Genomic DNA, 23,148 nt, shown 5'->3' with positions numbered 1-23,148 from the left:
TGTGAAGAGGTGGGTTATGCACGCGCAATCAAAAACACAACAACACAATGCCGGCGGCTTGCGCTTCAACGGGATCGGCAAGACCTTTCCCGGGGTGAAGGCGCTGGATGGCATCAGCTTCGTCGCCCACCCGGGACAGGTTCACGCCTTGATGGGCGAGAACGGTGCCGGTAAATCGACCCTGCTGAAAATCCTCGGCGGTGCTTACACCCCGAGCAGCGGCGACCTGCAGATCGGCGAGCAGACGATGGCTTTCAAGTCCACCGCCGACAGCATCGGCAGTGGCGTCGCGGTGATCCATCAAGAGCTGCACCTGGTCCCGGAAATGACCGTGGCAGAGAACCTGTTTCTCGGTCATCTGCCGGCCAGTTTCGGCCTGATCAATCGCGGCGTATTGCGGCAACAGGCATTGGCCTGCCTCAAAGGCCTGGCCGATGAAATCGATCCGCAAGAGAAAGTAGGGCGCCTGTCCCTCGGTCAGCGGCAACTGGTGGAAATCGCCAAGGCTTTGTCCCGTGGTGCGCATGTGATTGCGTTTGACGAACCGACCAGCAGCCTGTCGGCACGGGAAATCGATCGGTTGATGGCAATCATCGGTCGCCTGCGCGATGAAGGCAAAGTGGTGCTTTACGTCTCCCATCGCATGGAAGAAGTGTTCCGCATCTGCAACGCGGTGACGGTGTTCAAGGACGGTCGCTTTGTGCGCACGTTCGAGGACATGAGCGAACTGACTCACGATCAGTTGGTGACCTGCATGGTCGGTCGCGACATTCAGGACATCTACGATTACCGCCACCGTCAACGTGGCGCGGTGGCGCTCAAGGTCGACGGTTTGTTGGGGCCGGGTTTGCGTGAGCCGGTGAGTTTCGAGGTGCACAAAGGCGAGATTCTCGGGTTGTTCGGCTTGGTCGGCGCCGGTCGCACCGAGCTGTTCCGCATGCTCAGCGGCCTTGAGCGCAACACCGCCGGCCGCCTGGAGTTGCGCGGTCATGAACTGAAGTTGCGTTCACCCCGCGATGCGATTGCCGCCGGGATTCTGCTGTGCCCCGAGGACCGCAAGAAGGAGGGCATCCTGCCGCTCGCCAGCGTCGCCGAGAACATCAACATCAGTGCCCGCGGCGCCCACTCCACCTTCGGCTGCCTGTTGCGTGGCCTGTGGGAAAAGGACAACGCCGACAAGCAGATCAAAGCGCTGAAAGTGAAGACCCCCAACGCGGCGCAGAAAATCATGTACCTGTCGGGCGGCAATCAACAGAAGGCCATTCTCGGTCGCTGGCTGTCGATGCCGATGAAAGTCCTGCTGCTCGACGAACCGACGCGCGGCATCGACATCGGCGCCAAAGCCGAGATCTACCAGATCATCCACAACTTGGCCGCTAGCGGCATCGCGGTGATTGTGGTGTCCAGCGACCTGATGGAAGTGATGGGTATTTCCGACCGCATCCTGGTGCTCTGCGAAGGCGCGATGCGCGGCGAGTTGTCTCGCGCAGAGGCCAATGAATCCAACCTGCTGCAACTGGCTTTGCCGCGCCAACGCGCTGACGGCGTGGCGAACTGAGAGGTGACTATGACAATCCAAAACAACGCTTTGCCCACCCAGCGCAAACCTCTGGACCTGCGGCGCTTTCTCGATGATTGGGTGATGCTGCTGGCGGCTGTCGGCATCTTCGTGCTCTGCACCTTGATGATCGACAACTTCCTTTCACCGCTGAACATGCGCGGCCTGGGCCTGGCGATTTCGACGACGGGGATTGCCGCTTGCACCATGTTGTATTGCCTGGCGTCCGGGCACTTCGATTTGTCGGTGGGTTCGGTGATTGCCTGTGCCGGCGTGGTCGCCGCGGTGGTGATGCGCGACACCGACAGCGTGTTTCTCGGTGTGGTTGCGGCGCTGTGCATGGGGCTGATTGTCGGGTTGATCAACGGCATCGTGATCGCCAAGCTGCGGGTCAATGCGTTGATTACCACGCTGGCGACCATGCAGATCGTCCGCGGCCTGGCTTACATCTTCGCCAACGGCAAAGCGGTGGGCGTGTCGCAAGAGCAGTTCTTCGTCTTCGGTAACGGCCAGTTGTTGGGTGTGCCGGTGCCGATTCTGATCACCATCGTCTGCTTCCTGTTTTTCGGCTGGCTGCTGAACTACACCACCTACGGGCGCAACACCATGGCCATTGGCGGCAACCAGGAAGCGGCGCTGTTGGCCGGGGTGAACGTTGACCGAACCAAGATCATCATTTTCGCCGTGCACGGGGTGATCGGGGCGTTGGCCGGGGTGATTCTGGCGTCGCGCATGACCTCCGGCCAGCCGATGATTGGCCAGGGTTTTGAGCTGACGGTGATTTCTGCCTGCGTGTTGGGCGGGGTGTCGTTGAGTGGCGGGATCGGCATGATTCGGCATGTGATTGCCGGGGTGTTGATTCTGGCGATTATTGAGAACGCGATGAACCTGAAGAACATCGATACGTTTTACCAGTATGTGATTCGGGGTTCGATCTTGCTGTTGGCTGTCGTGATTGACCGCCTAAAACAACGCTAACCCCCATTACCTGTGGGAGCGAGCCTGCTCGCGAAAGCGGTCTGTCTGATACATAGATGTTGGATGTACCGGCGCTTTCGCGAGCAGGCTCGCTCCCACAGGGGGATCTTTTGGTCCCGATCCCTTTTGTCACCTCCCTTAAATATTCCTTGCTCGCTGTGACCCGTTTCGGTTATCACGTTGTACATGATTAGACAGGTACGATTTGACAAGAAACAACGGGTGGTCGACGAACTCATCCGGCGCATCGAAAGCGGCCTCATGGAGGACGGCTTTCTGTTGCCGGGCGAGCATCAGTTGGCTCAAGAATTCAAAGTCAGCCGCGGCACGCTGCGCGAAGCCCTGGCTGAGTTGAAACGGCGCAACTACATCGCGACGCAAAGCGGAGTGGGATCCATCGTCACCTTCGACGGTGTAGTACTCGATCAGCGCAGCGGCTGGGCCCAGGCCCTGGCCGACAGCGGGGCGCTGATCAATACCGAAGTGCTGCGGCTGGAGGCGGTCACCCGTCCTGACCTGATGCCGCGTTTCGGCACCGACCAATTCATCACCCTCGACCGTCGCCGCCGTTCCAACGAAGGCAAGCTGGTCTCCCTTGAACGCTCATTGATGCCCGCCACCGGGGGCCTGGAAAGCCTGCCGCGGGTCGGCCTGATCGATAACTCCCTGACCATCACCCTGGCCGCCTATGGCTACATCGGCGAGCGCGGCGATCAATGGATCGGTGCCGAACCCTTGAACGCCGAAGACGCCGAACTGCTCGGTCGTCCTGTCGGCACGGTTTTCCTCAAGGCCTTGCGCACCACGTACGACCGTCAAAACCGCTTCATGGAACAGGTCGAAAGCTTGCTCGACCCGGTGCACTTCCGCCTGCATCTGCAGTTTGGAGAATCAAAATGACCGCGCTCAACCGTGCCTTGGGGGCGTTCTATGGACTGGCCCTGGGCGATGCGCTGGGCATGCCGACTCAATCCCTGAGCCGCGCCGAGATCAAGGCGCGCTTCGGTGAAATCACTGCCCTGGAAGACGCAGGCCCGGATCAACCGATTGCAGCCAACATGCCCAAAGGCTCAATCACCGATGACACCGAACAGGCGATTCTGGTCGGCCATTTGCTGGTTGAAGGCGGGGGCCGGATCGAACCGTCCGTGCTTGCGCAACGGTTGATCAAATGGGAAGCCGGGATGCAGGCCAAGGGCTCGCAAGACTTGCTCGGGCCTTCGACCAAACGTGCCATCGAGATGATCCTTGCCGGCCAATCACCGGAGGAGGCGGGACGCTACGGCACTACCAATGGCGCAGCAATGCGCATCACGCCGGTGGGGATCGCGGCGGATGTCGCCGATCCGGAACGTTTCATCAACGCTGTCGTGCAGGCTTGCCAGGTCACCCATAACACCACGCTAGGCATTTCCAGCGCGGCAGCGGTGGCGGCGGTGGTCTCGGCCGGGATCAACGGCATGGACCTGGGCGAAGCCTTGAACCTCGGCCAGCAAATCGCCCAGCAAGCTGAAAGCCATGGCCATTGGGTTGCGGGTGGGCGAATAGCCTCGCGCATCAGCTGGGCGCGGACCCTCAGCGTCGACAGCGACAAGGCGCTGCTGGCGGATTTGATGTACGACGTGATTGGCACTTCAGTGGCTTCGCAGGAATCGGTGGTGGTTTCGTTTGCCCTGGCGCAACAAGTGGCCATTGGTGAAATGAGCGCCTTCGAAGCGCTGTGCATGGCCGCGAGCCTTGGCGGCGACACTGACACCATCGCGGCGATTCTCGGCGCGATGCTTGGGGCCTGCCTGGGTCTTGGGAGTTGGCCGGTGGCGATGATCGAACAGGTCAAAACCGTTAACGACCTCGAGCTGGAACCGTTGGTGCAAGGGCTTTTAGCTTTGCGCTGATTGCACTGACGCCTTCGCGAGCAAGCCCGCTCCCACACTTAATCTGTGTCATGCACAAGATTTGTGTGCTCAGGAGATCCATGTGGGAGCGGGCTTGCTCGCGAAGGACGCACCGCGCACTCAAATTTTTTCATCGCAATGGATCGCACTGACTTGGCCAGGACAGCCGGGATGTCGTTTTGTCTTCCGTCATTGCCCACAACCACAACAAAGGCAACAGGAGCATTTCACATGAGTTCATCGAACGCCGGGCAAAGCGCCGGGCAACTGGAAACCCGTGGCATCGAGCCGGTGCCGGAAGCGGAGTGCAACGGTCATCCGCTGCAACTGTTCTGGGTCTGGTTCGCGGCCAACATTTCTATCCTCGGCCTGCCACTGGGTGCCACGCTGGTGGCGTTTCGCGGGTTGGCGATCTGGCAGGCGATCATCGTCGCGATCCTAGGGGCCGCCGGGTCCTTCGCGGTGGTCGGGATCATTTCCATCGCCGGTCGTCGTGGCCGTGCGCCGAGCCTGACCCTGTCGCGAGCGATCTTCGGTGTACGCGGCAACATCGGGCCGACCCTGGTCTCGCTGATGTCGCGATTGGGCTGGGAAACCGTCAACACCACCACCGCAGCTTTCGTGCTGCTGTCGCTGTGCTCGATCCTGTTTGGTTCGCCGGTAGAAGCCAAAAGCGCACCGTTGCTGACCCTGGTGTTCATCGCGATTTTCGTGTTGCTGACGTTGTCGGTTTCTGGCCTCGGTCACGCCACGTTGCTGGTGATCCAGAAGTGGGCGACTTACGTGTTCGGCGCGCTGAACCTGCTGGTGGGCGGCTTCCTCTGCGCCACCATCGACTGGAGCGCGGTGTTCAATGCAACGCCCGCGCCGTTGAGTGCGATGATCATCGGCGTTGGCACCATGGCCGCTGGCACCGGGATCGGTTGGGCCAACGCCGGTGCCGACATGTCGCGCTATCAGCATCGCAGCGTCAAAGCCGTGCGCCTGGTGGCGTCGGCAGCGTTCGGTGCGGGGATTCCGCTGGTGTTGCTGATCACCCTCGGCGGCCTGCTGTCGGTGGGCAACAATGACCTGGCCTCGGCCACTGACCCGATCATTGCAATCCGCGACATGCTGCCGACCTGGATGGCCGTGCCGTACCTGATCACCGCGTTCGGTGGGTTGCTGCTGTCGAACAACCTGTCGGTGTACTCCGCCGGTTTGACCACGCTGACCCTCGGTCTAAAGGTCAAACGTGTCTACGCCGTGGTGGTCGATATCGTCGCGATCTTCGCCGGTTCGATTTATTTCATGCTGATCGCCGACAGTTTCTACGGTCCGTTCATTACCTTCATTTCGTTGCTGGCGGTGCCAATCACGGCGTGGGTCGGGATCTTCGTCGTCGACCTGATTCACCGTCATTACTACAGCCCCAAAGACCTGCTGGACGTCAGCCCGAGCAGCGCTTACTGGTACAGCGGCGGTATTGAGTGGCGCGCTTTTGGTGCGTGGGCGGTGGCGATCGTCTTGGGCTTCAGCTTCACCACCATCGGCACGACCGAACAAACCGTCTGGTTCCGCGGCTTCCTGTCCGACTCCTGGCTGGGCCATAACGGCCTCGGCTGGATCGTGACGTTCCTGGTGGCCGGCGGGATTTATTGGGTACTCGGCGGGGCCAAGGATCGCCGCGCCGCGACCGAGAACGCTCATGCATAGGTTGCTGCACACCGGCCAGGTCATCATCGACCTGGTCATGGCCGTGGATAAACTGCCTCATTCGGGCGGCGATGTACTGGCGCAGTCCGCCAGTTTCGAGGCCGGCGGCGGCTTCAATGTGATGGCTGCCGCCCAGCGCAATGGCTTGCCGGTGGTTTATCTCGGACGCCATGGCACCGGACGTTTCGGCGACCTGGCCCGCGAAGCGATGAACGCTGAAGGCATTCGGATCGGCATTACTCACCGCGCCGAGCGGGATACGGGATTGTGCGTCGCGGTCACCGAAGCGTCAGCCGAGCGCAGTTTCATCTCCTATATCGGTGCCGAAGGTGAGTTGACCGCCGAGGACTTGGCGAGCGTGCCGGCAGAGGTGGGGGACTATGTCTACGTCAGCGGCTACAGCCTGCTGCAGGGCGGCAAAGCTCAGGCGCTGGTGGATTGGGTGCTGGATATACCGAGAGCGATCAAGGTGGTGTTCGATCCGGGTCCGCTGGTGGATTCGCCGGATGAGCCGTTGATGCAAGCCTTGCTGGCACGCATCGATCTGTGGACCAGCAACAGTGTCGAAGCGTTGAAGTTTACCGGTACGTCGGACATTGCCGAGGCCTTGAACCGGTTGGCCGATCATCTGCCGGCCGACGTCTTGATGGTGATTCGTGACGGCCCTCAAGGGTGTTGGATCAACCAGCGTGGAGACCGCCAGCATGTGCCGGGTTTCAAGGTTGAGGCGGTAGACAGCAATGGCGCAGGGGATGCGCATGTCGGGGTATTTTTGGCCGGGTTGGCGCAAGGATTATCGTCGGTTGACGCGGCGCTGCGGGCCAATGCGGCTGCTGCTCTGGCGGTTACGCGGTGGGGGCCGGCGACTTCACCGGGAATTGCCGAAGTGGATGCGTTAATCCGCAAGACCTTTGGCGCCTGATCTATCGCCTTCGTCGGATCGCCGCCCGGAGACAAGCTCGCTCCCACATTGATCTGCGGCGTACACAGATCCCTGTGGGAGCGAGCCTGCTCGCGATGAGGCCCTCAGCTGTTAAGTATCCAGCTTGCGCGCCGCTTCAACCCCTGCGGCACTGAGTTTGATCGGCAAACTCAACGAATGCTCACCTGCTTCGTTGCAGGTCACGTGCCCATGTTGAATCAGACCGCGATCCTGCAGCGTGGCGAGGGTGCTGGCCACGACTTTCTCCCCCCGGTAATTGTCCAGGACCTCTTTGCCCAAACCGCTTGGATGGGCATGCAGCAGACGGGTCAGGATTTCTTGCTCAAGGTTTTTATCGACGTTCATGGTTACCTCTTCATGGATGTTGATAGGTCGCTCGCGTCGGCGAACTCTCCATTTAATTAGAGCCCTTACCAGATGTTGGTGCGCCCCCGATTTGGATTGGTGCCTGATGAACGACGAACGGTCTAGGCCTGCTGCAACGCTTCGCGGGTAACGACGCGGCGCCAGACCAGCCGGCCGACGGTGATCAGCCAGTTCAGCAGGGCCACGGCCAGTACCGTGAGCAGCAGCGTCGACATCCCGTGTTCGACGATGATTTTTCCGGCCAGCAACGGAAAACCGAACACCCCTATGAAGTAGGACAGGCTGAACAGCAGCAAGGATTGTGCGGTGGTGCCGTTTGGCGCCTCGTTGGCCGCCAGGCCGTTGATCACCGAATAGGTCAGCCCGTAGCCGACCCCGAGCATCACTGCCGCCAGCACGTAGCTGAACCCATCGTCGACGCCGAAACCGAACATCAGGATCGAACCCATCATCAAGCCCGACAGCAGGCAGGACGCCCAGAATGGGTCGCGCTTGACCACGAAGCTGGCGATCAGCATTCGGCTGCTGATCGCTGCGCTCATGAAGCCGAGGAAGAACAGTGAGTAGTCGAGTGAACGCGCCGCCGCGTAGCTGGTTTGAAAACTCGACAGACCGCCGAATACGCAACCACCGAGGCCAACCATGATGATCGGGAACACCGCTCTGGACGACAGCACTTGCGCCGCTGCACGCCAGGAAATTCGTGACACTGCTGCCAAGTGGGCGGGCGCTTTTTTCAAGCGCACATCCAATCGCCAGAACAGCAACACGCCAATCAAGCTGGCCAGCGCCGCCAGGTAAAACGCCGCGGTGATCGGATACCCGAGGGCGCTCGCGGCGCGACCCAGCAAGGGGCCGCTGCCGATCCCTGTCATCATGCTGCCCGACAGCAGCGCAAAGTATTTCGCGCGTTGGGCAGGCGTTACCAGACTCGCCACGATGATCGGCCCCAAGGTGTAGAACACGCCCCAACCCAGCCCCAGCAAGAGCCCGAAAAATAACAACAGATTGCCGAAGCCTGGCGCCAGGGCGAAGCCCAGACTGGCGGCCACCAGCAAGACGCCGAACAGGGCAATCGATCGAGCGGCGCCGAGCAGATCGGACAAGTGTCCGGAAACGATGACCGCGACAAAGGTGCTGAGCATTGCCGCCGAAATCACACTGCCGGCATCGTGCTCGTTGCCGCCGCGGGAACCGATCAATAGCGACAGCAAAAAGGTCGAGCCGTAGGACAACGACAGCAAATAGCTGGCGAGGCAAAACAGGCCGAACAACCTGCTGGAGACTGGGGGTGTTGCGCTAGACATGACGCGGTTCCTTGACCCGATAGAAGAGAGCTTCATCTATCTATCATGCAAGGCGTCGATGTTAGGTCTGAGGTTATCGATTTCAGGGTTAGCGCTGGCCGGAGTAAGGTCTTCAACAGGCACCACGGATGACGTTTTGATTTCACATGTGACGAGCGCCGCTCGCCGACTTAGTATGGCGTTTTCCACTTTTTGACGAAGGCACGTCCATGACGATCGAGATCCGCCCGGCGACCCCGAGTGATGCACCGCAAATCCTCGGGTTCATCACTGAACTGGCCGACTACGAACGTGCCCGCCACGAAGTCATCGCCAGTGTCGCCGACATCGAGCGCAGCCTGTTCAGCGAAGGCGCCACCGCTCACGGCCTGATCTGCCTGCGCGACGGCTCGCCGATCGGCTTCGCGGTGTTCTTCTTCAGTTATTCCACGTGGCTGGGCAGCAACTGCCTGTACCTCGAAGACCTCTACATCACCCCTGAACAACGTGGCGGCGGTGCCGGCAAAACCTTGTTGCGCCATCTGGCGAAAATCGCCTGCGCCAATGATTGCGGTCGATTTGAGTGGAGTGTGCTGGACTGGAACAAACCGGCGATTGAGTTTTACAAGTCGTTGGGCGCGCAGCCGCAGGAAGAGTGGGTTCGGTATCGGATGGATGGGGCGGTGTTGCGAGGGTTTGCCGAGGGTAATTGATTCTCTTAAAAGATCGCAGCCTTCGGCAGCTCCTACAGGATCGGGTTTACACACGGTCAATGTAGGAGCTGCCGAAGGCTGCGATCTTTTTTTGTCTTGGTCCCACAATATGGGAGTGATATTTATATATTGAGATTTAGCCGCATCAAGGTTTATAGTCCAGCTCACTCACTGCCAATAAACAAAACAGGTGAATCGATGCTGGCGCAATTGATCGCGCTCGATTGGGGGACAACCTCATTACGTGCTTACAAACTCGCCGCGGGTGGCCAGGTGCTCGAACAGCGTTCGCTGCCGTCGGGCATCATGCAGCTGCCGAGGACGCCGCGAATGATTGCGGGTCAGGCATGTACCGACGGTTTTGAACTGGCCTTCGATGAGGCCTGCGGCGACTGGCTCGACGCGCAGCCCGATTTGCCGGTGATTGCCTGTGGCATGGTCGGTAGCGCACAAGGCTGGCGTGAAGCGGCTTACCGCGATACGCCGGCGAACGTCGCCAATCTCGGAACTTCCCTACAAACGGTTCGCAGTCTTCGCGGTGTCGATGTGCACATCGTGCCGGGCGTGATTCAGCGTTCGCGCCTGCCGAACGTGATGCGTGGCGAAGAAACCCAGGTGCTCGGCGTATTGCAGAATTTACCGGCCGAGGCGGGCGGTGATCTGTTGATCGGCCTGCCGGGCAGTCATTCGAAATGGGTGGAAGTGGCCGACGGCTGCATCGTGCATTTCGATACCGTCATGACCGGCGAAGTCTTCGCCGTGCTCAGCGAACACAGCATTCTGGGGCGCACCCAGCAAAAGGGCGCGTCCTTCGATGGCCAAGCCTTTGATCGTGGTGTGCAGGTTGCCCTGTCGGCGGATGGCGAGATCGGGCCGTTGTCGACAGTGTTCAGTGCCCGCAGCCTCGGGTTGACGGGCGAACTCAGCGCCACCGCTCAACCCGATTACTTGTCCGGTCTGTTGATCGGCCATGAACTGTCAGCGTTGGCGAGTGTTCAGCGACGCCGACGCAACAGCGTTCATCTGCCTTCGATCATCCTCATCGGTAATGGCCAACTCTGTGCCCGCTACAGCCGGGCGCTCGACGCCTGCGGATTTGCCCGGGTGACCCTGGCCGAACAGGCCACCGAACGCGGCTTGTGGCAGTTGGCGGTTGCCGCCGGACTGATCACATCACACGCATCCCGTTAAACCTGACTGGAGGTCTGACATGCTCAAGCAAGCATTGGCGCAAAACGGTCTGATCGCGATTTTGCGTGGCCTGCGCCCGCAAGAAGCGGCAGCCATCGGCGAAGTCCTTTACGCCGCCGGATTTCGCGTCATCGAAGTGCCGCTTAATTCCCCTGAACCGTACGAAAGTATCCGCATCCTGCGCAGTACCTTGCCCGCCGATTGCCTGATCGGCGCGGGCACCGTGTTGACGCCGGAACAGGTTGAGCAAGTGAAAGCAGCGGGGGGCCAAGTGATCGTCATGCCTCACAGCGATGCCAAGGTGTTGCGCGCAGCGAAAGCGGCGGGGTTGTTTCTGTCGCCGGGTGTGGCGACGCTGACGGAGGCCTTCGCTGCATTGGCCGAAGGGGCAGACGTACTGAAGATGTTCCCGGCCGAGCAGATGGGCCCGGCAGTCGTCAAAGCCTGGCTCGCGGTGCTGCCTGCTGGAACGATTCTGGCACCGGTCGGCGGGATCACGCCGGACAACATGCAAGTGTTTATTGACGCTGGCGTCAAAGGATTCGGACTGGGTTCCGGGTTGTTCAAACCGGGCATGACTCCGGAAGAAGTGGCAGTGAACGCCAAGGTGTATGTCGCTGCATGGAACGCTCTGCGTTAAGACTTTTTTGGCGCCGAGCGCGCTGCATCTAATAAGAGAGACAACGAGATGAAAATCACCAAACTGACCACCTTCATCGTTCCGCCGCGCTGGTGCTTCCTCAAGGTCGAAACCGACGAGGGCGTGACCGGTTGGGGCGAGCCCGTGGTCGAAGGCCGCGCGCACACCGTGGCCGCCGCCGTTGAAGAATTGTCCGACTACCTGATCGGCAAAGACCCACGCAACATCGAAGACATCTGGACCGTGCTCTACCGCGGCGGCTTCTACCGGGGCGGCGCGATCCACATGAGCGCGTTGGCCGGTATCGATCAGGCGCTGTGGGACATCAAGGGCAAGGCCTTGGGTGTATCGGTCAGCGACTTGCTGGGCGGGCAGGTGCGGGACAAGATTCGTGTGTATTCGTGGATCGGCGGAGACCGGCCGGCGGACACTGCTCGCGCTGCGAAAGAGGCCGTCGAACGCGGTTTCACAGCGGTGAAAATGAACGGCACCGAAGAGCTGCAATTCCTCGATTCCTTCGAAAAAGTCGACCTGGCCCTGGCAAACGTCGCCGCCGTGCGCGATGCGGTGGGGCCGAACGTCGGCATCGGTGTGGACTTCCATGGTCGGGTGCACAAGCCCATGGCCAAGGTGCTGATGAAGGAACTCGATCCGTACAAACTGATGTTCATCGAAGAACCGGTGCTCAGCGAAAACTACGAAGCGTTGAAAGAATTGGCGCCGCTGACCAGCACCCCGATTGCCCTCGGTGAGCGGCTGTTCTCGCGCTGGGATTTCAAGCGTGTGCTCAGCGAAGGTTATGTCGACATCATTCAGCCGGATGCGTCTCACGCCGGCGGCATCACCGAAACCCGCAAGATCGCCAACATGGCCGAAGCCTACGACGTGGCGCTGGCGCTGCACTGCCCGTTGGGCCCGATTGCACTGGCGGCGTGTTTGCAGCTTGATGCGGTTTGCTACAACGCGTTCATCCAGGAACAGAGCCTGGGCATCCACTACAACGAGAGCAACGACCTGCTGGATTACGTCAAGGATCCACGGGTGTTCGACTACGACAAAGGCTTCGTGAAAATCCCCAACGGTCCGGGCCTGGGGATCGAGATCAACGAGGAATATGTAATTGAACGTGCGGCGGTCGGCCACCGCTGGCGCAACCCGATCTGGCGCCATGCAGATGGCAGTTTTGCCGAGTGGTGAGTTCTCACTGACTCAACACAATCCCTTTGTGGGAGCGGGCTTGCTCGCGAAAGCGGGGTGTCAGCCGACATCAATGTTGAATGAACCACCGCTTTCGCGAGCAAGCCCGCTCCCACATTTGATCTCCATTGACCGGAAGATCTGCGTCAATCCAAGCTTTTCATCGACCTCAATAAACATAAGAAGAGGCATTCCCCATGCAACCGCAAACCCTCACCGGGCAGGCGTCGTTGGTGACGCCCAGCCGCAAGCGTTTTTTCATCATGGTCCTGCTGTTTATCACCGTGGTGATCAACTACCTGGACCGCAGCAACCTCTCCATCGCCGCCCCGGCGCTGACCAGCGAACTGGGCATTGATCCGATTCATGTCGGTCTGATTTTCTCCGCATTCGGCTGGACTTACGCCGCGATGCAAATCCCCGGCGGCTGGCTGGTGGATCGCGTCCCTCCGCGGATTCTTTACAGCGTCGCGCTGCTGTTATGGTCGATCGCCACGGTGATGCTCGGCTTCGCGGCCAGCTTCATCGCACTGTTTGTGTTGCGTATGGCGGTCGGCGCACTGGAAGCACCGGCGTACCCGATCAACAGCCGTGTGGTCACCACCTGGTTTCCCGAGCGCGAGCGCGCTACAGCCATCGGTTTCTATACCTCCGGGCAATTCGTCGGTCTGGCGTTCCTGACACCGGTATTGGCCTGGCTGCAGCATCAATATGGCTGGCACATGGTGTTTGTCAGCACCGGTGCGGTGGGCATTCTCTGGGCTGTGATCTGGTACGCGGTGTACCGCGAGCCACGGGATTTCAAAGGCGCCAATGACGCCGAAATCGAACTGATCCGCGAAGGTGGCGGGCTGGTGGATATCCAGGCTGAGCAAGCCAAAGTCAAAGCCAAATTCAGCTGGGTCGACCTCGGCATCGTTCTGACCAAACGTAAGTTATGGGGTATCTACCTCGGCCAGTTTTGCCTCAACTCGACGTTGTGGTTTTTTCTGACGTGGTTCCCGACCTACCTGGTGAAATATCGCGGCATGGACTTCATCAAGTCCGGCCTGTTGGCGTCGCTGCCGTTTCTTGCCGCCTTCGTCGGTGTGCTGTGTTCGGGGTTCTTTTCCGACTGGCTGATCCGCCGCGGTTACACCGTGGGGTTCGCTCGCAAGTTGCCAATCATTGGCGGCCTGCTGATTTCCACCTCGATCATCGGCGCCAACTTCGTTGAGTCGACACCGTTGGTGATTGCCTTCCTCGCGTTGGCATTCTTCGGTAACGGGCTGGCTTCGATCACCTGGTCGCTGGTTTCAACGCTGGCCCCGGCGCGATTGCTGGGATTGACCGGCGGGGTGTTCAACTTCATCGGCAACCTCTCGGCGATTACCACGCCGATCGTCATCGGTTTCCTCGCCACCGGTGATTCGTTTGCCCCGGCGATCACCTACATCTCGGTTCTGGCGTTGATTGGTGCGCTTTCCTACATCTTGCTGGTAGGCAAGGTCGAGCGTATCAAGTTGTAGTCGCAGCCATCGGGCGACCATAATGCCGCCCGTTCACTCGCTCAACGGTAAAGGCTGGATATGCAGGAAGACGCCCCAAAAATCGCCAAGGACGCCGCACCGACCGGCACCCAGACACTGCTTCGTGGTTTGGGTGTGGTTCAGGCCGTGGCCAGTGGCGCCCGCGATCTCAAGGAAATCGCCCGGCTGATCGGCACCACGCGCAGCACCACCCATCGTCTGGCCAGTTGCCTGGTGGACGAGCGTTACCTGCGCGTGGTGCCGCAAGTCGGTTATCTGTTGGGGCCGAAGTTGATCGAACTGGGTTTCCAGGCGCGCGAAGAGCTGCCGCTGGTGACCCTGGCCGGGCCGTATCTGGATGAGTTGTCGGCGTTGACCGGTGACACCATTCACCTGGCGATTCGTGAAGGCGACGAGGTGCTGTACCTGCACAAGAATCCGGGGCGCAATGGCCCGGAAATGCGTTCGCGGGTTGGCCATCGCATGCCGTTGGCACGTACCGGGATCGGCAAGGCGCTGATGCTCGATGACACGCAGGAAGAATGGCAGCGGTTGTACGAAGTCAGCTTGCCGGCGGGCGGGAAAAATCAGTTCTGGCCGCAGCACCCGGAGCAGTCCTGGGAGCAGTTTCAGCAGCGCATGGTCGAGTATGTGGCGGGCGGTTACGCCTTCGATCTGGAAGACAACGAACCGTCGATCCGCTGCGTGGCGGCGCCGATCCGCGATGCCAGCAAACGTATCGTTGCCGGCATCAGCATCGCCAGCACCGTGCCGTATATGCCGCTGGAGAAAATGGCCGAGCTGATTCCCCTGATCAAAGGAGTCACAGCCCGGCTGTCGGCGGAGCTTGGCGCTAAGGTTTAGACCTTCAGCGTCGCCATGTCGATCACGAAGCGGTACTTCACGTCCCCGGCGATCATGCGGGTGTAAGCCTCGTTGATCTGGCGGATGTCGAGCATTTCGATGTCGCAGGTGATGTTGTGCTCGGCGCAGAAATCCAGCACTTCCTGGGTTTCGGCGATGCCACCGATCAGCGAGCCGGCCAATACGCGACGGCTCATCACCAGTTTGCCAGCGTGGACCGGTGGATCTACCGGCTCGATCAGCCCGACCAGAATGTGCACGCCGTCGAAACGCAGCGTATCGAGGTAGGGATTGAGGTCGTGCTGCACCGGAATGGTGTCCAGCAGGAAGTCGAAATGGCCGGCCGCAGCCTTCATCTGATCGGCATCGGTGGACACGATTACGTGGTCCGCACCCTGGCGACGACCTTCTTCAGCCTTGCTCGCCGAACGGGTGAACAGCGTCACTTCCGCGCCCATCGCCTTGGCGAACTTGATGCCCATGTGGCCGAGGCCGCCCATGCCGAGAATCCCGACCTTATCGCCCGCCTCCACGCCGTAGTGCTTGAGCGGCGAGTAGGTGGTGATGCCGGCGCAGAGGATCGGCGCGGCGCTGGCCGGGTCGAGTTTCTCGGGGATGCGCACCACGAAGTGCTCGCTGACCACGATGCTGTCGGAATAGCCGCCCATGGTGTTGCTGCCATCAACCCGGTCCGGGGTGGCGTACGTCATGGTCGGACCTTCGAGGCAGTATTGCTCCAGGTTCGACTGGCAGGCTTCACAGCTGCGGCACGAGTCGACCATGCAGCCGACGCCGACCAGATCGCCGACTTTGTGCTGGGTGACGTTCGAACCAATCGCGGTAACTTTGCCGACGATCTCGTGGCCGGGCATCAGCGGGTAGACGGCAATGCCCCACTCGTTGCGTGCCTGGTGGATGTCGGAATGGCAGACGCCGCAGTAGAGAATATCGATCGCAACGTCGTCGGCCCGTGGGCTGCGGCGCTCGAATTTCATGGGGGCGAGGGGAGTGGTGGCCGACTGGGCGGCGTATCCGATGGCGGTGTACATGATGAACCTCGCAAAAGCTGTGACAGGTGAGGTGGTGCATTCTGGGCGTCGCATCGGTCACCGGCCATGGCGAATACTCCGGGTGTCATGCCTATTCCTCCGGCATGTACCTCTGATGGGTCGCATTAGCGATCAGACCTGCGATGATGCTTTCATCCCTTTTCCGCGACTTTTTTTTTAGAGCTCTCATGTTGTTGACCCGACATCTCGATGCCAATGCCACCTTGGTTTCGCTGATTGAGCCACTGGCGATCCGCGACGGTTTCGTACCGACGGCGTTGCCGGGGGTGCAGGTATTGCGGGCAAGTTGCGACGTGGCCCGTGGTCCGCAGATTTACGAACCGAGCCTGGTCATCATCGCCCAAGGCAGCAAACTGGCGTACCTCGGGCCGCGTAGCCTGGAGTATGGTGCCGGGCATTATCTGATTCAGGCATTGCCGGTACCTTTTGAGTGCGAAACTTTTTCGGCGCCGAATGGGCCAATGCTCGGGATTTCCATCGCCATTGACCGGGTGCTGCTCGGCGAGTTGGTGTTGGCCATGGGGCTGGCGCCGGGGCGCAATATTCCTGCGCAGACACCCGAGTCGATGACCTCGGCGGTGCTCGACAATGACATGCGCGGTTGTGTAGAGCGGCTGTTGCGCTGCCTGCACGATCCGCTGGAATGTCAGATCATGGGGCAGGCGCGATTGCGTGAGTTGCTGTTCGTTGCGTTGCGCGGTCCGCAAGCCAATGTGTTGCGTGCGCTGGTGGAGCAGCAGGGTCAATTTGCCCGGGTCGCGGCATCGCTCAGTCATCTGCATGCGCATTACACCGAGCCGTTGAACGTCGAGACGCTGGCCAGTTGCGCGAATACGAGCGCGTCAACGTTTCATGAGCATTTCAAGCGCAGCACGTTGTTGTCGCCGGTGCAGTATCTGAAGCGTTTGCGCTTGCTCAAGGCCCAGCAGTTGTTGCTTGCCGAAGGTTTGGGGGTGGCGCAGGTGGCGCATCGCGTGGGGTATCAGAGTACGTCGCAGTTCAGTCGCGAGTACAAGCGCTACTTCGAGCGTAATCCCGGCGATGAGCGCGCTGCCTGACGGGCAACAAAAAGGCCCCCGTTCGGGAGCCTTGATGTTCAGCCGTTCGACTTACATGTTCGGATAAGTCGGGCCGCCAGAGCCTTCCGGCGCCACCCAGGTAATGTTCTGTGCAGGGTCCTTGATGTCGCAGGTCTTGCAGTGAACGCAGTTCTGGGCGTTGATCTGGAAGCGCTTCTCGCCGTCTTCCTTGGTCACTACTTCGTACACGCCGGCCGGGCAGTAACGCTGGGCAGGCTCATCGTACAGCGGCAGGTTCTTGGCGATCGGGATGCTCGGGTCGGTCAGCTTCAGGTGACACGGCTGTTCTTCTTCATGGTTGGTACCGGAGATGAACACCGAGCTGAGTTTGTCGAAGCTGATCTTGCCGTCTGGTTTCGGGTAGTCGATCTTCTTGCAATCGGCCGCCAGTTTCAGGCAAGCGTAATCCGGCTTGTTATCGTGCAGGGTGAACGGCAGTTTGCCGCCGAAGATGTTCTGGTCGAGCCAGTTGAAACCGCCGCCGACGATGGCGCCGAACTTGTGGATCGCCGGGCCGAAGTTGCGGCTGGCGAACAGTTCGTCGTGGAGCCAGCTCTTCTTGAACGCGTCGACGTAAGTGGTCAGCTCTTCGGTGCCGTCTTTTTCAGCAAACAGCGCCTCGGCCACGGATTCGGCGGCGAGCATGCCGGACTTCATCGCGGTGTGGCTGCCTTTGATCTTGGCGAAGTTCAGGGTGCCGAGGTCGCAACCGATCAGCGCGCCGCCCTTGAAAACCATTTTCGGCAGCGAGTTCAGACCGCCCTTGCAGATAGCGCGAGCGCCGTAGCTGATGCGCTTGCCGCCTTCCAGGTATTGCTTGAGCACCGGGTGATGCTTGAGGCGCTGGAACTCGTCGAACGGCGACAAGTAAGTGTTGCTGTAGGACAGGTCGACGATCAGACCGACTACGACCTGGTTGTTTTCCAGGTGATAGAGGAACGAGCCGCCGGTGTTCTCGGAGCCCATGATGTCCATCGGCCAGCCGGCGGTGTGGACTACCAGGCCTGGCTGGTGCTTGGCTGGATCGACTTCCCAGATTTCTTTCAGGCCGATGCCGTAGTGCTGGGCGTCGGCATCGCTGTCGAGGTTGAAGCGCTTGATCAGCTGCTTGCCGATATGGCCGCGGCAACCTTCGGCGAACAGCGTGTACTTGCCACGCAGTTCCATGCCCGGGGTGTACAGGCCTTCCTTCGGATGGCCTTCGCGGTCAACGCCCAGATCGCCCGTGATGATCCCGCGAACCACGCCGTTCTCGTCGAACAGTGCTTCCTGGGCGGCGAAGCCTGGGTAGATTTCTACGCCCAGATTCTCGGCCTGCTGGGCCAGCCAGCGGCACAGGTTGCCCAGGGAGATGATGTAGTTGCCTTCGTTGTGCATGGTCTTGGGCACAAAGAAGTCAGGAATCTTCTGCGCGCTGTCAGCGTTCTTGAGAACGAAGATGTCATCGCGAGTCACCGGCGTGTTCAGTGGGGCGCCAAGTTCTTTCCAGTCCGGGAACAATTCGTTCAGGGCACGGGGTTCGAAAATCGCGCCGGAGAGAATATGTGCACCGACTTCGGAGCCTTTTTCGACCACGCAGACGCTGATTTCCTTACCGGCTTCGGCGGCCTTCTGCTTCAATCGGCAGGCGGCGGAAAGACCAGCGGGGCCGGCACCGACGATGACCACGTCGAATTCCATGTATTCGCGTTCCACAGGTTATCTCCTACTCAAGGCTCAACAGTTTTTTTTCTAATTGGAGGTTTGGTGTCGCATCCATGAATTCCTGCGCAATGCAGGAAGAGGACAATCGATGAGCCACCTTTCTCTCTAAGGTGGCGCATTATATCTACACCACTCCTAGCGTCCAATACAAACGTTTGTTTGAATCGGCTCAAAGCCAGAGAAATCAAAGTCACGCGGCTTATGACTGGCCATTTTGCCGTATTGACCGGAATAGGCGTTCCGGTCAATATACGGTCGGTTTTGCGCTCGCCGTAGGCTGACTGTTGGTATCAAGAGCACCTCTAAAGACAGGGCGATGGCAGTACAGGGTGGTGCGCCGCACAAGTTTGCTGCGCAGTTTACACGCCGCGATATTGAATGACTTGTCGGTCATCACTGACGAACGGTCATCTGCATCGTGAGCGCTTGTCACTTGACACCTTTGCCAGCGTTTTTAGAGGTGCCCTTGCGCCGATGAGCATCAAACCGCCAGGTTCGCCTAGGCGACTTTCTTTTCACCGGAGAGTAACGAGGAATCCATGAAGGTTCTTGTAGCTGTCAAACGCGTTGTGGATTACAACGTCAAGGTTCGCGTCAAGGCGGACAATTCCGGCGTTGACCTCGCCAACGTCAAGATGTCGATGAACCCGTTCTGCGAAATCGCAGTGGAAGAAGCCGTACGCCTGAAAGAGAAAGGTGTTGCGACTGAAATCGTCGTCGTCTCCATCGGCCCGTCCACCGCTCAAGAGCAACTGCGCACCGCGCTGGCTCTGGGTGCCGACCGCGCCATCCTCGTCGAATCCGCCGAAGATCTGACTTCCCTGGCCGTTGCCAAACTGTTGAAAGCGGTTGTCGACAAGGAACAGCCTCAGCTGGTGATCCTTGGCAAACAAGCCATCGACAGCGACAACAACCAGACTGGCCAGATGCTCGCTGCATTGAGCGGCTACGGTCAGGGCACGTTCGCGTCCAAAGTCGAAATCAGCGGCGACACCGTTGCCGTGACTCGCGAAGTCGACGGCGGCGCGCAGACGGTTTCCCTGAAACTGCCGGCCATCGTCACCACCGACCTGCGTTTGAACGAGCCGCGCTACGCGTCCCTGCCAAACATCATGAAAGCCAAGAAGAAGCCTCTCGAAGTGCTGACTCCGGACGCTTTGGGCGTTTCCACCGCCTCCACCAACAAAACCGTGAAAGTCGAAGCGCCTGCTGCACGCAGCGCGGGTATCAAGGTCAAGTCGGTGGCTGAACTGGTCGAGAAACTGAAAAACGAAGCGAAGGTAATCTAAATGACTATCTTGGTTATTGCTGAACACGACAACAAAGTAGTGGCCCCGGCCACACTGAACACCGTGGCTGCTGCTGCCAAAATCGGTGGTGATATCCACGTTCTGGTTGCAGGCCAAAGCGTTGGCGCCGTGGCTGAAGCCGCTGCGAAAATCGCGGGCGTGGCTAAAGTGCTGGTGGCCGATAACGCCGCCTACGCTCACCAACTGCCGGAAAACGTCGCACCGTTGGTAGCAGAGTTGGGCGCTGGCTACAGCCACATCCTGGCTGCCGCTACCTCCAACGGCAAAAACATCCTGCCGCGCGTTGCCGCTCAGCTCGATGTTGACCAGATCTCCGAGATCATCTCGGTCGAAAGCGCTGACACCTTCAAGCGCCCGATCTACGCCGGTAACGCCATCGCGACCGTTCAGTCGAACGCTGCGGTCAAAGTGATCACCGTGCGTGCCACCGGTTTCGACCCGGTTTCTGCTGAAGGTGGTTCGGCCGCTGTTGAAGCCGTTGCGGCTGCTCACGATGCTGGCACTTCCAGCTTCGTCGGCGAAGAACTGGCCAAGTCCGATCGTCCGGAACTGACCGCTGCCAAGATCGTCGTTTCCGGCGGCCGCGGCATGCAGAACGGCGACAACTTCAAACACCTGTACGCCCTGGCCGACAAGCTGGGCGCTGCCGTTGGTGCTTCGCGCGCCGCGGTCGACGCAGGTTTTGTACCCAACGACATGCAGGTCGGTCAGACCGGCAAGATCGTTGCGCCACAGCTGTACATTGCCGTCGGTATCTCCGGCGCGATCCAGCACCTGGCCGGCATGAAAGACTCCAAAGTGATCGTTGCGATCAACAAGGACGAAGAAGCGCCGATCTTCCAGGTGGCCGATTACGGCCTGGTGGCTGACCTGTTCGAAGCCATCCCTGAGTTTGAGAAGCTGGTCTAATCCAGCGGCCTGACTTATAAAGAGCCCGACCTTTTGGTCGGGCTTTTTTTTGTTCTTCTGTAGGAGCTGTCGAGTGAAACGAGGCTGCGATCTTTTGATCTTTCGCTTGGGATTCGAGTGGACCTGAAAAGATCGCAGCCTCGTTTCACTCGACAGCCCTACAGGCGATGTAACCGACTTTGAGTGGAGAGTATCGCCATGGATCTGCGCCACATGTGTGGCTGGTCATTGCTGCTGGGCCTGACAGTATTTTCCGGGCTGTCCGTCGCTGCGGGCAAGTGCGAACGCCTGGTGGTGACCGGCAGCCCGGATGCGCCACCGTACCTGTGGCAAGACCCGCAAAACCCCAAACACCTGATCGGTGCCAGTGCCGATTTGTTGCAGCAAGTGGCGGGGGAACTGGGCATCAAGGTCGAACTGCTTTACGCCGGCAAGCGTTCCCAGGCCCTGGACGAAGTGCGCAGTGGGCGCATGGACATGCTGGCGGATGCGTCATTGACGGTCAGTGAACTGCAATCCCTGGATTACATTCATCCGCCGCTACTGGAAAACGATTACCTGGTCTGGACCCGCAAAGACTCGACGCTGGTCTACAACGAAGCGCAGGACCTTTACGGTCATCCCGGTGCGTTGTCGGAAAAGTCTCGAATGACTGCGGCATTCGGCACGTTCGCCGAGCAGCAATTGACCCTCACACGTACGTCAAACCTGACCCAGGCTTTTCAGAAATTGCTGTTGGGCGAGGTGGAATTTGTCCTTGCCGGACGCTACTCGGGCATGGCCGCTGCGCAGACGCTGAGCATGGCCAATGACCTGATCGCCCGCCCACAACCGATCGACAAACCCGGCCTGTTCCTCGCGGTTTCCCACAACTCAGCCTGCAACGATCCGTGGTTGCGCGGACAGCTGGCCAAAAAGATGACAGAATTGCCCGCGTCCGGACTGACGGAAGCCGTGCTGCAACGCAATATCGAGCGCTGGAAGGCGCAACAGCAGCAATCGCCGCAACAACCCGTCAGTACCCCAAAACAGTAGGGATTTTTAGTGAGTATTCGACCTCTTTTCGCTGCCCTGGCCGTTCTGGCTCTGGCGGGTTGTGCAGCCGATCCGGCGCCGAGTGAACAAATGCGCCTGACCGAACAGGCACTCGAGCAGGCCAAGGCCGTGGGCGCCAATGCCGACGACGTGCCGGAAATGAAACTGGCCGAAGACAAGTTCAACCGCGCCAAGGGCAGCATGAACGACCAGTCCTTCAGGAACGCGCGCATGCGGGCCGAGCAGGCCGAGCTGGACGCGCGTCTGGCCGAAGCCCGGGTTCTGACCCTCAAGAGCGAGGAGCAGTTGAACGTGCTCAATACCCGCATCACTCGCCTGCGCAAGCAACTGGGAGATGCCCAATGAGCCTCAAGACCAAAGCACTCGGCGGTTTGATCCTGGCAGGCTGCGCAAGTCTCTATGGTTGTGCCGGTCATCACAGCGAGACCGCGTTGCAACAAGCCAGTACAGACTTCCAGAAGGTCAAGGAAGACTCCAACGTGTTGCGTATCGCGCCCAAGGACGTGATTCGCGCCGGTGAGTCGCTGGCCCGCGCCGATCGTCTGTCCAGCTACTGGGGCAGTGGATCGGACGTGCTGCATTACGCTTACCTGAGCGAGCGCTACAGCGAAATCGCGCGCGAACACACCAATCAGGTGCTCAACGAAGAACGTGCAGCGAAGCTCGAACTGGAGCGTCAGCGACTGCAACTGGCCCTGCGCGAATCCAAACTGCTCAGCGTGCAGCAGCAGGGCAAATGGCTCGAAGAACAGATTGTCGCGCTGGCGACCACCCAGACCGACCGCGGCCTGGTGATGACCCTGGGCGATGTGCTGTTCGACACGGGCGAAGCAGAGTTGAAAAACTCGGCTAACCGCGTGGTGTTGAAGATTGTGCAGTTCCTGCAGCTCAACCCCAAGCGTGTGGTGCGCATCGAAGGCTACGCCGACAGTACCGGCGGTAAACAGGAAAACCGCAAGCTGTCTCGCGACCGTGCGCAATCGGTAGCGAACGTGCTGATGGATCTGGGCATCGACGACAAACGCATCCAGGTCGAAGGGTATGGCGATGAATACCCGGTGGACGTGAACGCCTCCGAACGGGGCCGGGCACAGAACCGTCGGGTGGAAATTGTGTTCTCCGACGAAAAAGGCCAGCTCGGCGCCGCCCGTTAAGGGTCGCGTTACTGGAGGCAGGCCTACGGAAA

At 59.8% G+C, this 23,148-nt stretch carries 22 protein-coding genes; 18 read left to right on the top strand and 4 right to left on the bottom strand.

Features of this window, described 5'->3' with window-relative positions:
- Positions 1-16: 16 nt before the first annotated feature.
- From araG to ACYZTX_RS22720, 6 genes are all read left to right on the top strand, one after another.
- Positions 17-1,558 carry an L-arabinose ABC transporter ATP-binding protein AraG gene (araG, locus tag ACYZTX_RS22745; protein ID WP_462035945.1) on the top strand — a complete coding sequence of 514 codons (1,542 nt, stop codon included), beginning with the start codon at positions 17-19 and terminating at the stop codon, positions 1,556-1,558.
- Between the two features lie 9 nt (positions 1,559-1,567).
- Positions 1,568-2,536 (top strand): L-arabinose ABC transporter permease AraH, encoded by a 969-nt coding sequence (araH, locus tag ACYZTX_RS22740; protein WP_462035944.1) that lies wholly within the window; start codon positions 1,568-1,570, stop codon positions 2,534-2,536.
- A gap of 186 nt (positions 2,537-2,722) precedes the next feature.
- On the top strand, positions 2,723-3,436 hold the full coding sequence (locus tag ACYZTX_RS22735) for a GntR family transcriptional regulator (RefSeq protein ID WP_462035943.1): 714 nt from the start codon (positions 2,723-2,725) through the stop codon (positions 3,434-3,436).
- On the top strand, positions 3,433-4,431 hold the full coding sequence (locus tag ACYZTX_RS22730) for an ADP-ribosylglycohydrolase family protein (protein WP_462035942.1): 999 nt from the start codon (positions 3,433-3,435) through the stop codon (positions 4,429-4,431). The genes ACYZTX_RS22735 and ACYZTX_RS22730 overlap by 4 nt, the downstream gene beginning before the upstream one ends.
- Positions 4,432-4,662: 231 nt before the next feature.
- Positions 4,663-6,126, top strand: coding sequence for a purine-cytosine permease family protein (locus ACYZTX_RS22725; RefSeq protein ID WP_462035941.1), 1,464 nt, complete (start codon positions 4,663-4,665; stop codon positions 6,124-6,126).
- Positions 6,119-7,048, top strand: a complete 930-nt coding sequence (locus ACYZTX_RS22720; protein WP_462035940.1) for a PfkB family carbohydrate kinase — start codon at positions 6,119-6,121, stop codon at positions 7,046-7,048. The genes ACYZTX_RS22725 and ACYZTX_RS22720 overlap by 8 nt, the downstream gene beginning before the upstream one ends.
- 111 nt (positions 7,049-7,159) lie before the next feature.
- Here ACYZTX_RS22720 and ACYZTX_RS22715 read toward each other — a convergent pair whose 3' ends face one another.
- Entirely contained in the window at positions 7,160-7,414 is a 255-nt protein-coding gene (locus tag ACYZTX_RS22715; RefSeq protein ID WP_462035939.1) for a hypothetical protein, read from the bottom strand.
- A gap of 122 nt (positions 7,415-7,536) precedes the next feature.
- Positions 7,537-8,742, bottom strand: coding sequence for an MFS transporter (locus ACYZTX_RS22710; RefSeq protein WP_462035938.1), 1,206 nt, complete (start codon positions 8,740-8,742; stop codon positions 7,537-7,539).
- Between the two features lie 209 nt (positions 8,743-8,951).
- Here ACYZTX_RS22710 and ACYZTX_RS22705 point away from each other — a divergent pair, with 209 nt between their 5' ends.
- The 6 genes from ACYZTX_RS22705 (at position 8,952) to ACYZTX_RS22680 (ending at position 14,834) form a co-directional block, all read left to right on the top strand.
- Entirely contained in the window at positions 8,952-9,434 is a 483-nt protein-coding gene (locus ACYZTX_RS22705; protein ID WP_462035937.1) for a GNAT family N-acetyltransferase, read from the top strand.
- Positions 9,435-9,632: 198 nt separating this feature from the next.
- The gene (locus ACYZTX_RS22700) at positions 9,633-10,625 is read left to right on the top strand and encodes a 2-dehydro-3-deoxygalactonokinase (protein ID WP_462035936.1); all 993 of its coding nucleotides are present in this window, start codon (positions 9,633-9,635) and stop codon (positions 10,623-10,625) included.
- Between the two features lie 19 nt (positions 10,626-10,644).
- Positions 10,645-11,265 carry a 2-dehydro-3-deoxy-6-phosphogalactonate aldolase gene (locus ACYZTX_RS22695; RefSeq protein ID WP_462035935.1) on the top strand — a complete coding sequence of 207 codons (621 nt, stop codon included), beginning with the start codon at positions 10,645-10,647 and terminating at the stop codon, positions 11,263-11,265.
- 48 nt (positions 11,266-11,313) lie between these two features.
- Positions 11,314-12,462: a galactonate dehydratase gene (dgoD, locus tag ACYZTX_RS22690; RefSeq protein WP_008152275.1), complete on the top strand. Its 1,149-nt coding sequence runs from the start codon at positions 11,314-11,316 to the stop codon at positions 12,460-12,462.
- 197 nt (positions 12,463-12,659) lie between these two features.
- Positions 12,660-13,970, top strand: a complete 1,311-nt coding sequence (locus ACYZTX_RS22685; protein ID WP_462035934.1) for an MFS transporter — start codon at positions 12,660-12,662, stop codon at positions 13,968-13,970.
- Positions 13,971-14,030: 60 nt separating this feature from the next.
- Positions 14,031-14,834, top strand: coding sequence for an IclR family transcriptional regulator (locus ACYZTX_RS22680; protein ID WP_008152270.1), 804 nt, complete (start codon positions 14,031-14,033; stop codon positions 14,832-14,834).
- On the opposite strand, the gene ACYZTX_RS22675 is transcribed toward ACYZTX_RS22680, so the two are convergent.
- A complete protein-coding gene (locus ACYZTX_RS22675) occupies positions 14,831-15,883 on the bottom strand; it encodes an NAD(P)-dependent alcohol dehydrogenase (RefSeq protein ID WP_462035933.1) in 1,053 nt (350 codons plus the stop codon). The two genes, ACYZTX_RS22680 and ACYZTX_RS22675, sit on opposite strands and share 4 nt — an antisense overlap.
- A 188-nt stretch (positions 15,884-16,071) precedes the next feature.
- On the opposite strand from ACYZTX_RS22675, the gene ACYZTX_RS22670 reads away from it, so the two are divergent.
- A complete protein-coding gene (locus ACYZTX_RS22670; RefSeq protein WP_462035932.1) occupies positions 16,072-16,962 on the top strand; it encodes an AraC family transcriptional regulator in 891 nt (296 codons plus the stop codon).
- Positions 16,963-17,013: 51 nt separating this feature from the next.
- Here ACYZTX_RS22670 and ACYZTX_RS22665 read toward each other — a convergent pair whose 3' ends face one another.
- Positions 17,014-18,678 (bottom strand): electron transfer flavoprotein-ubiquinone oxidoreductase, encoded by a 1,665-nt coding sequence (locus ACYZTX_RS22665; RefSeq protein ID WP_462035931.1) that lies wholly within the window; start codon positions 18,676-18,678, stop codon positions 17,014-17,016.
- 548 nt (positions 18,679-19,226) lie between these two features.
- Here ACYZTX_RS22665 and ACYZTX_RS22660 point away from each other — a divergent pair.
- The 5 genes from ACYZTX_RS22660 (at position 19,227) to ACYZTX_RS22640 (ending at position 23,116) form a co-directional block, all read left to right on the top strand.
- Positions 19,227-19,976 carry an electron transfer flavoprotein subunit beta/FixA family protein gene (locus ACYZTX_RS22660; RefSeq protein ID WP_056745417.1) on the top strand — a complete coding sequence of 250 codons (750 nt, stop codon included), beginning with the start codon at positions 19,227-19,229 and terminating at the stop codon, positions 19,974-19,976.
- Positions 19,977-20,906 (top strand): electron transfer flavoprotein subunit alpha/FixB family protein, encoded by a 930-nt coding sequence (locus ACYZTX_RS22655; protein WP_462035930.1) that lies wholly within the window; start codon positions 19,977-19,979, stop codon positions 20,904-20,906.
- 198 nt (positions 20,907-21,104) lie between these two features.
- The gene (locus tag ACYZTX_RS22650) at positions 21,105-21,941 is read left to right on the top strand and encodes a substrate-binding periplasmic protein (protein ID WP_462035929.1); all 837 of its coding nucleotides are present in this window, start codon (positions 21,105-21,107) and stop codon (positions 21,939-21,941) included.
- Between the two features lie 9 nt (positions 21,942-21,950).
- A complete protein-coding gene (locus ACYZTX_RS22645; RefSeq protein ID WP_462035928.1) occupies positions 21,951-22,307 on the top strand; it encodes a DUF4398 domain-containing protein in 357 nt (118 codons plus the stop codon).
- Positions 22,304-23,116 (top strand): OmpA family protein, encoded by an 813-nt coding sequence (locus tag ACYZTX_RS22640; RefSeq protein ID WP_462035927.1) that lies wholly within the window; start codon positions 22,304-22,306, stop codon positions 23,114-23,116. The genes ACYZTX_RS22645 and ACYZTX_RS22640 overlap by 4 nt, the downstream gene beginning before the upstream one ends.
- The last annotated feature ends 32 nt before the right edge of the window (positions 23,117-23,148 follow it).

The organism is Pseudomonas sp. MDT1-17 (genome assembly GCF_054898105.1).
The sequence above is the reverse complement of the archived record's forward strand: the minus strand, read 5'-3'. Positions and strand labels throughout refer to the sequence as shown.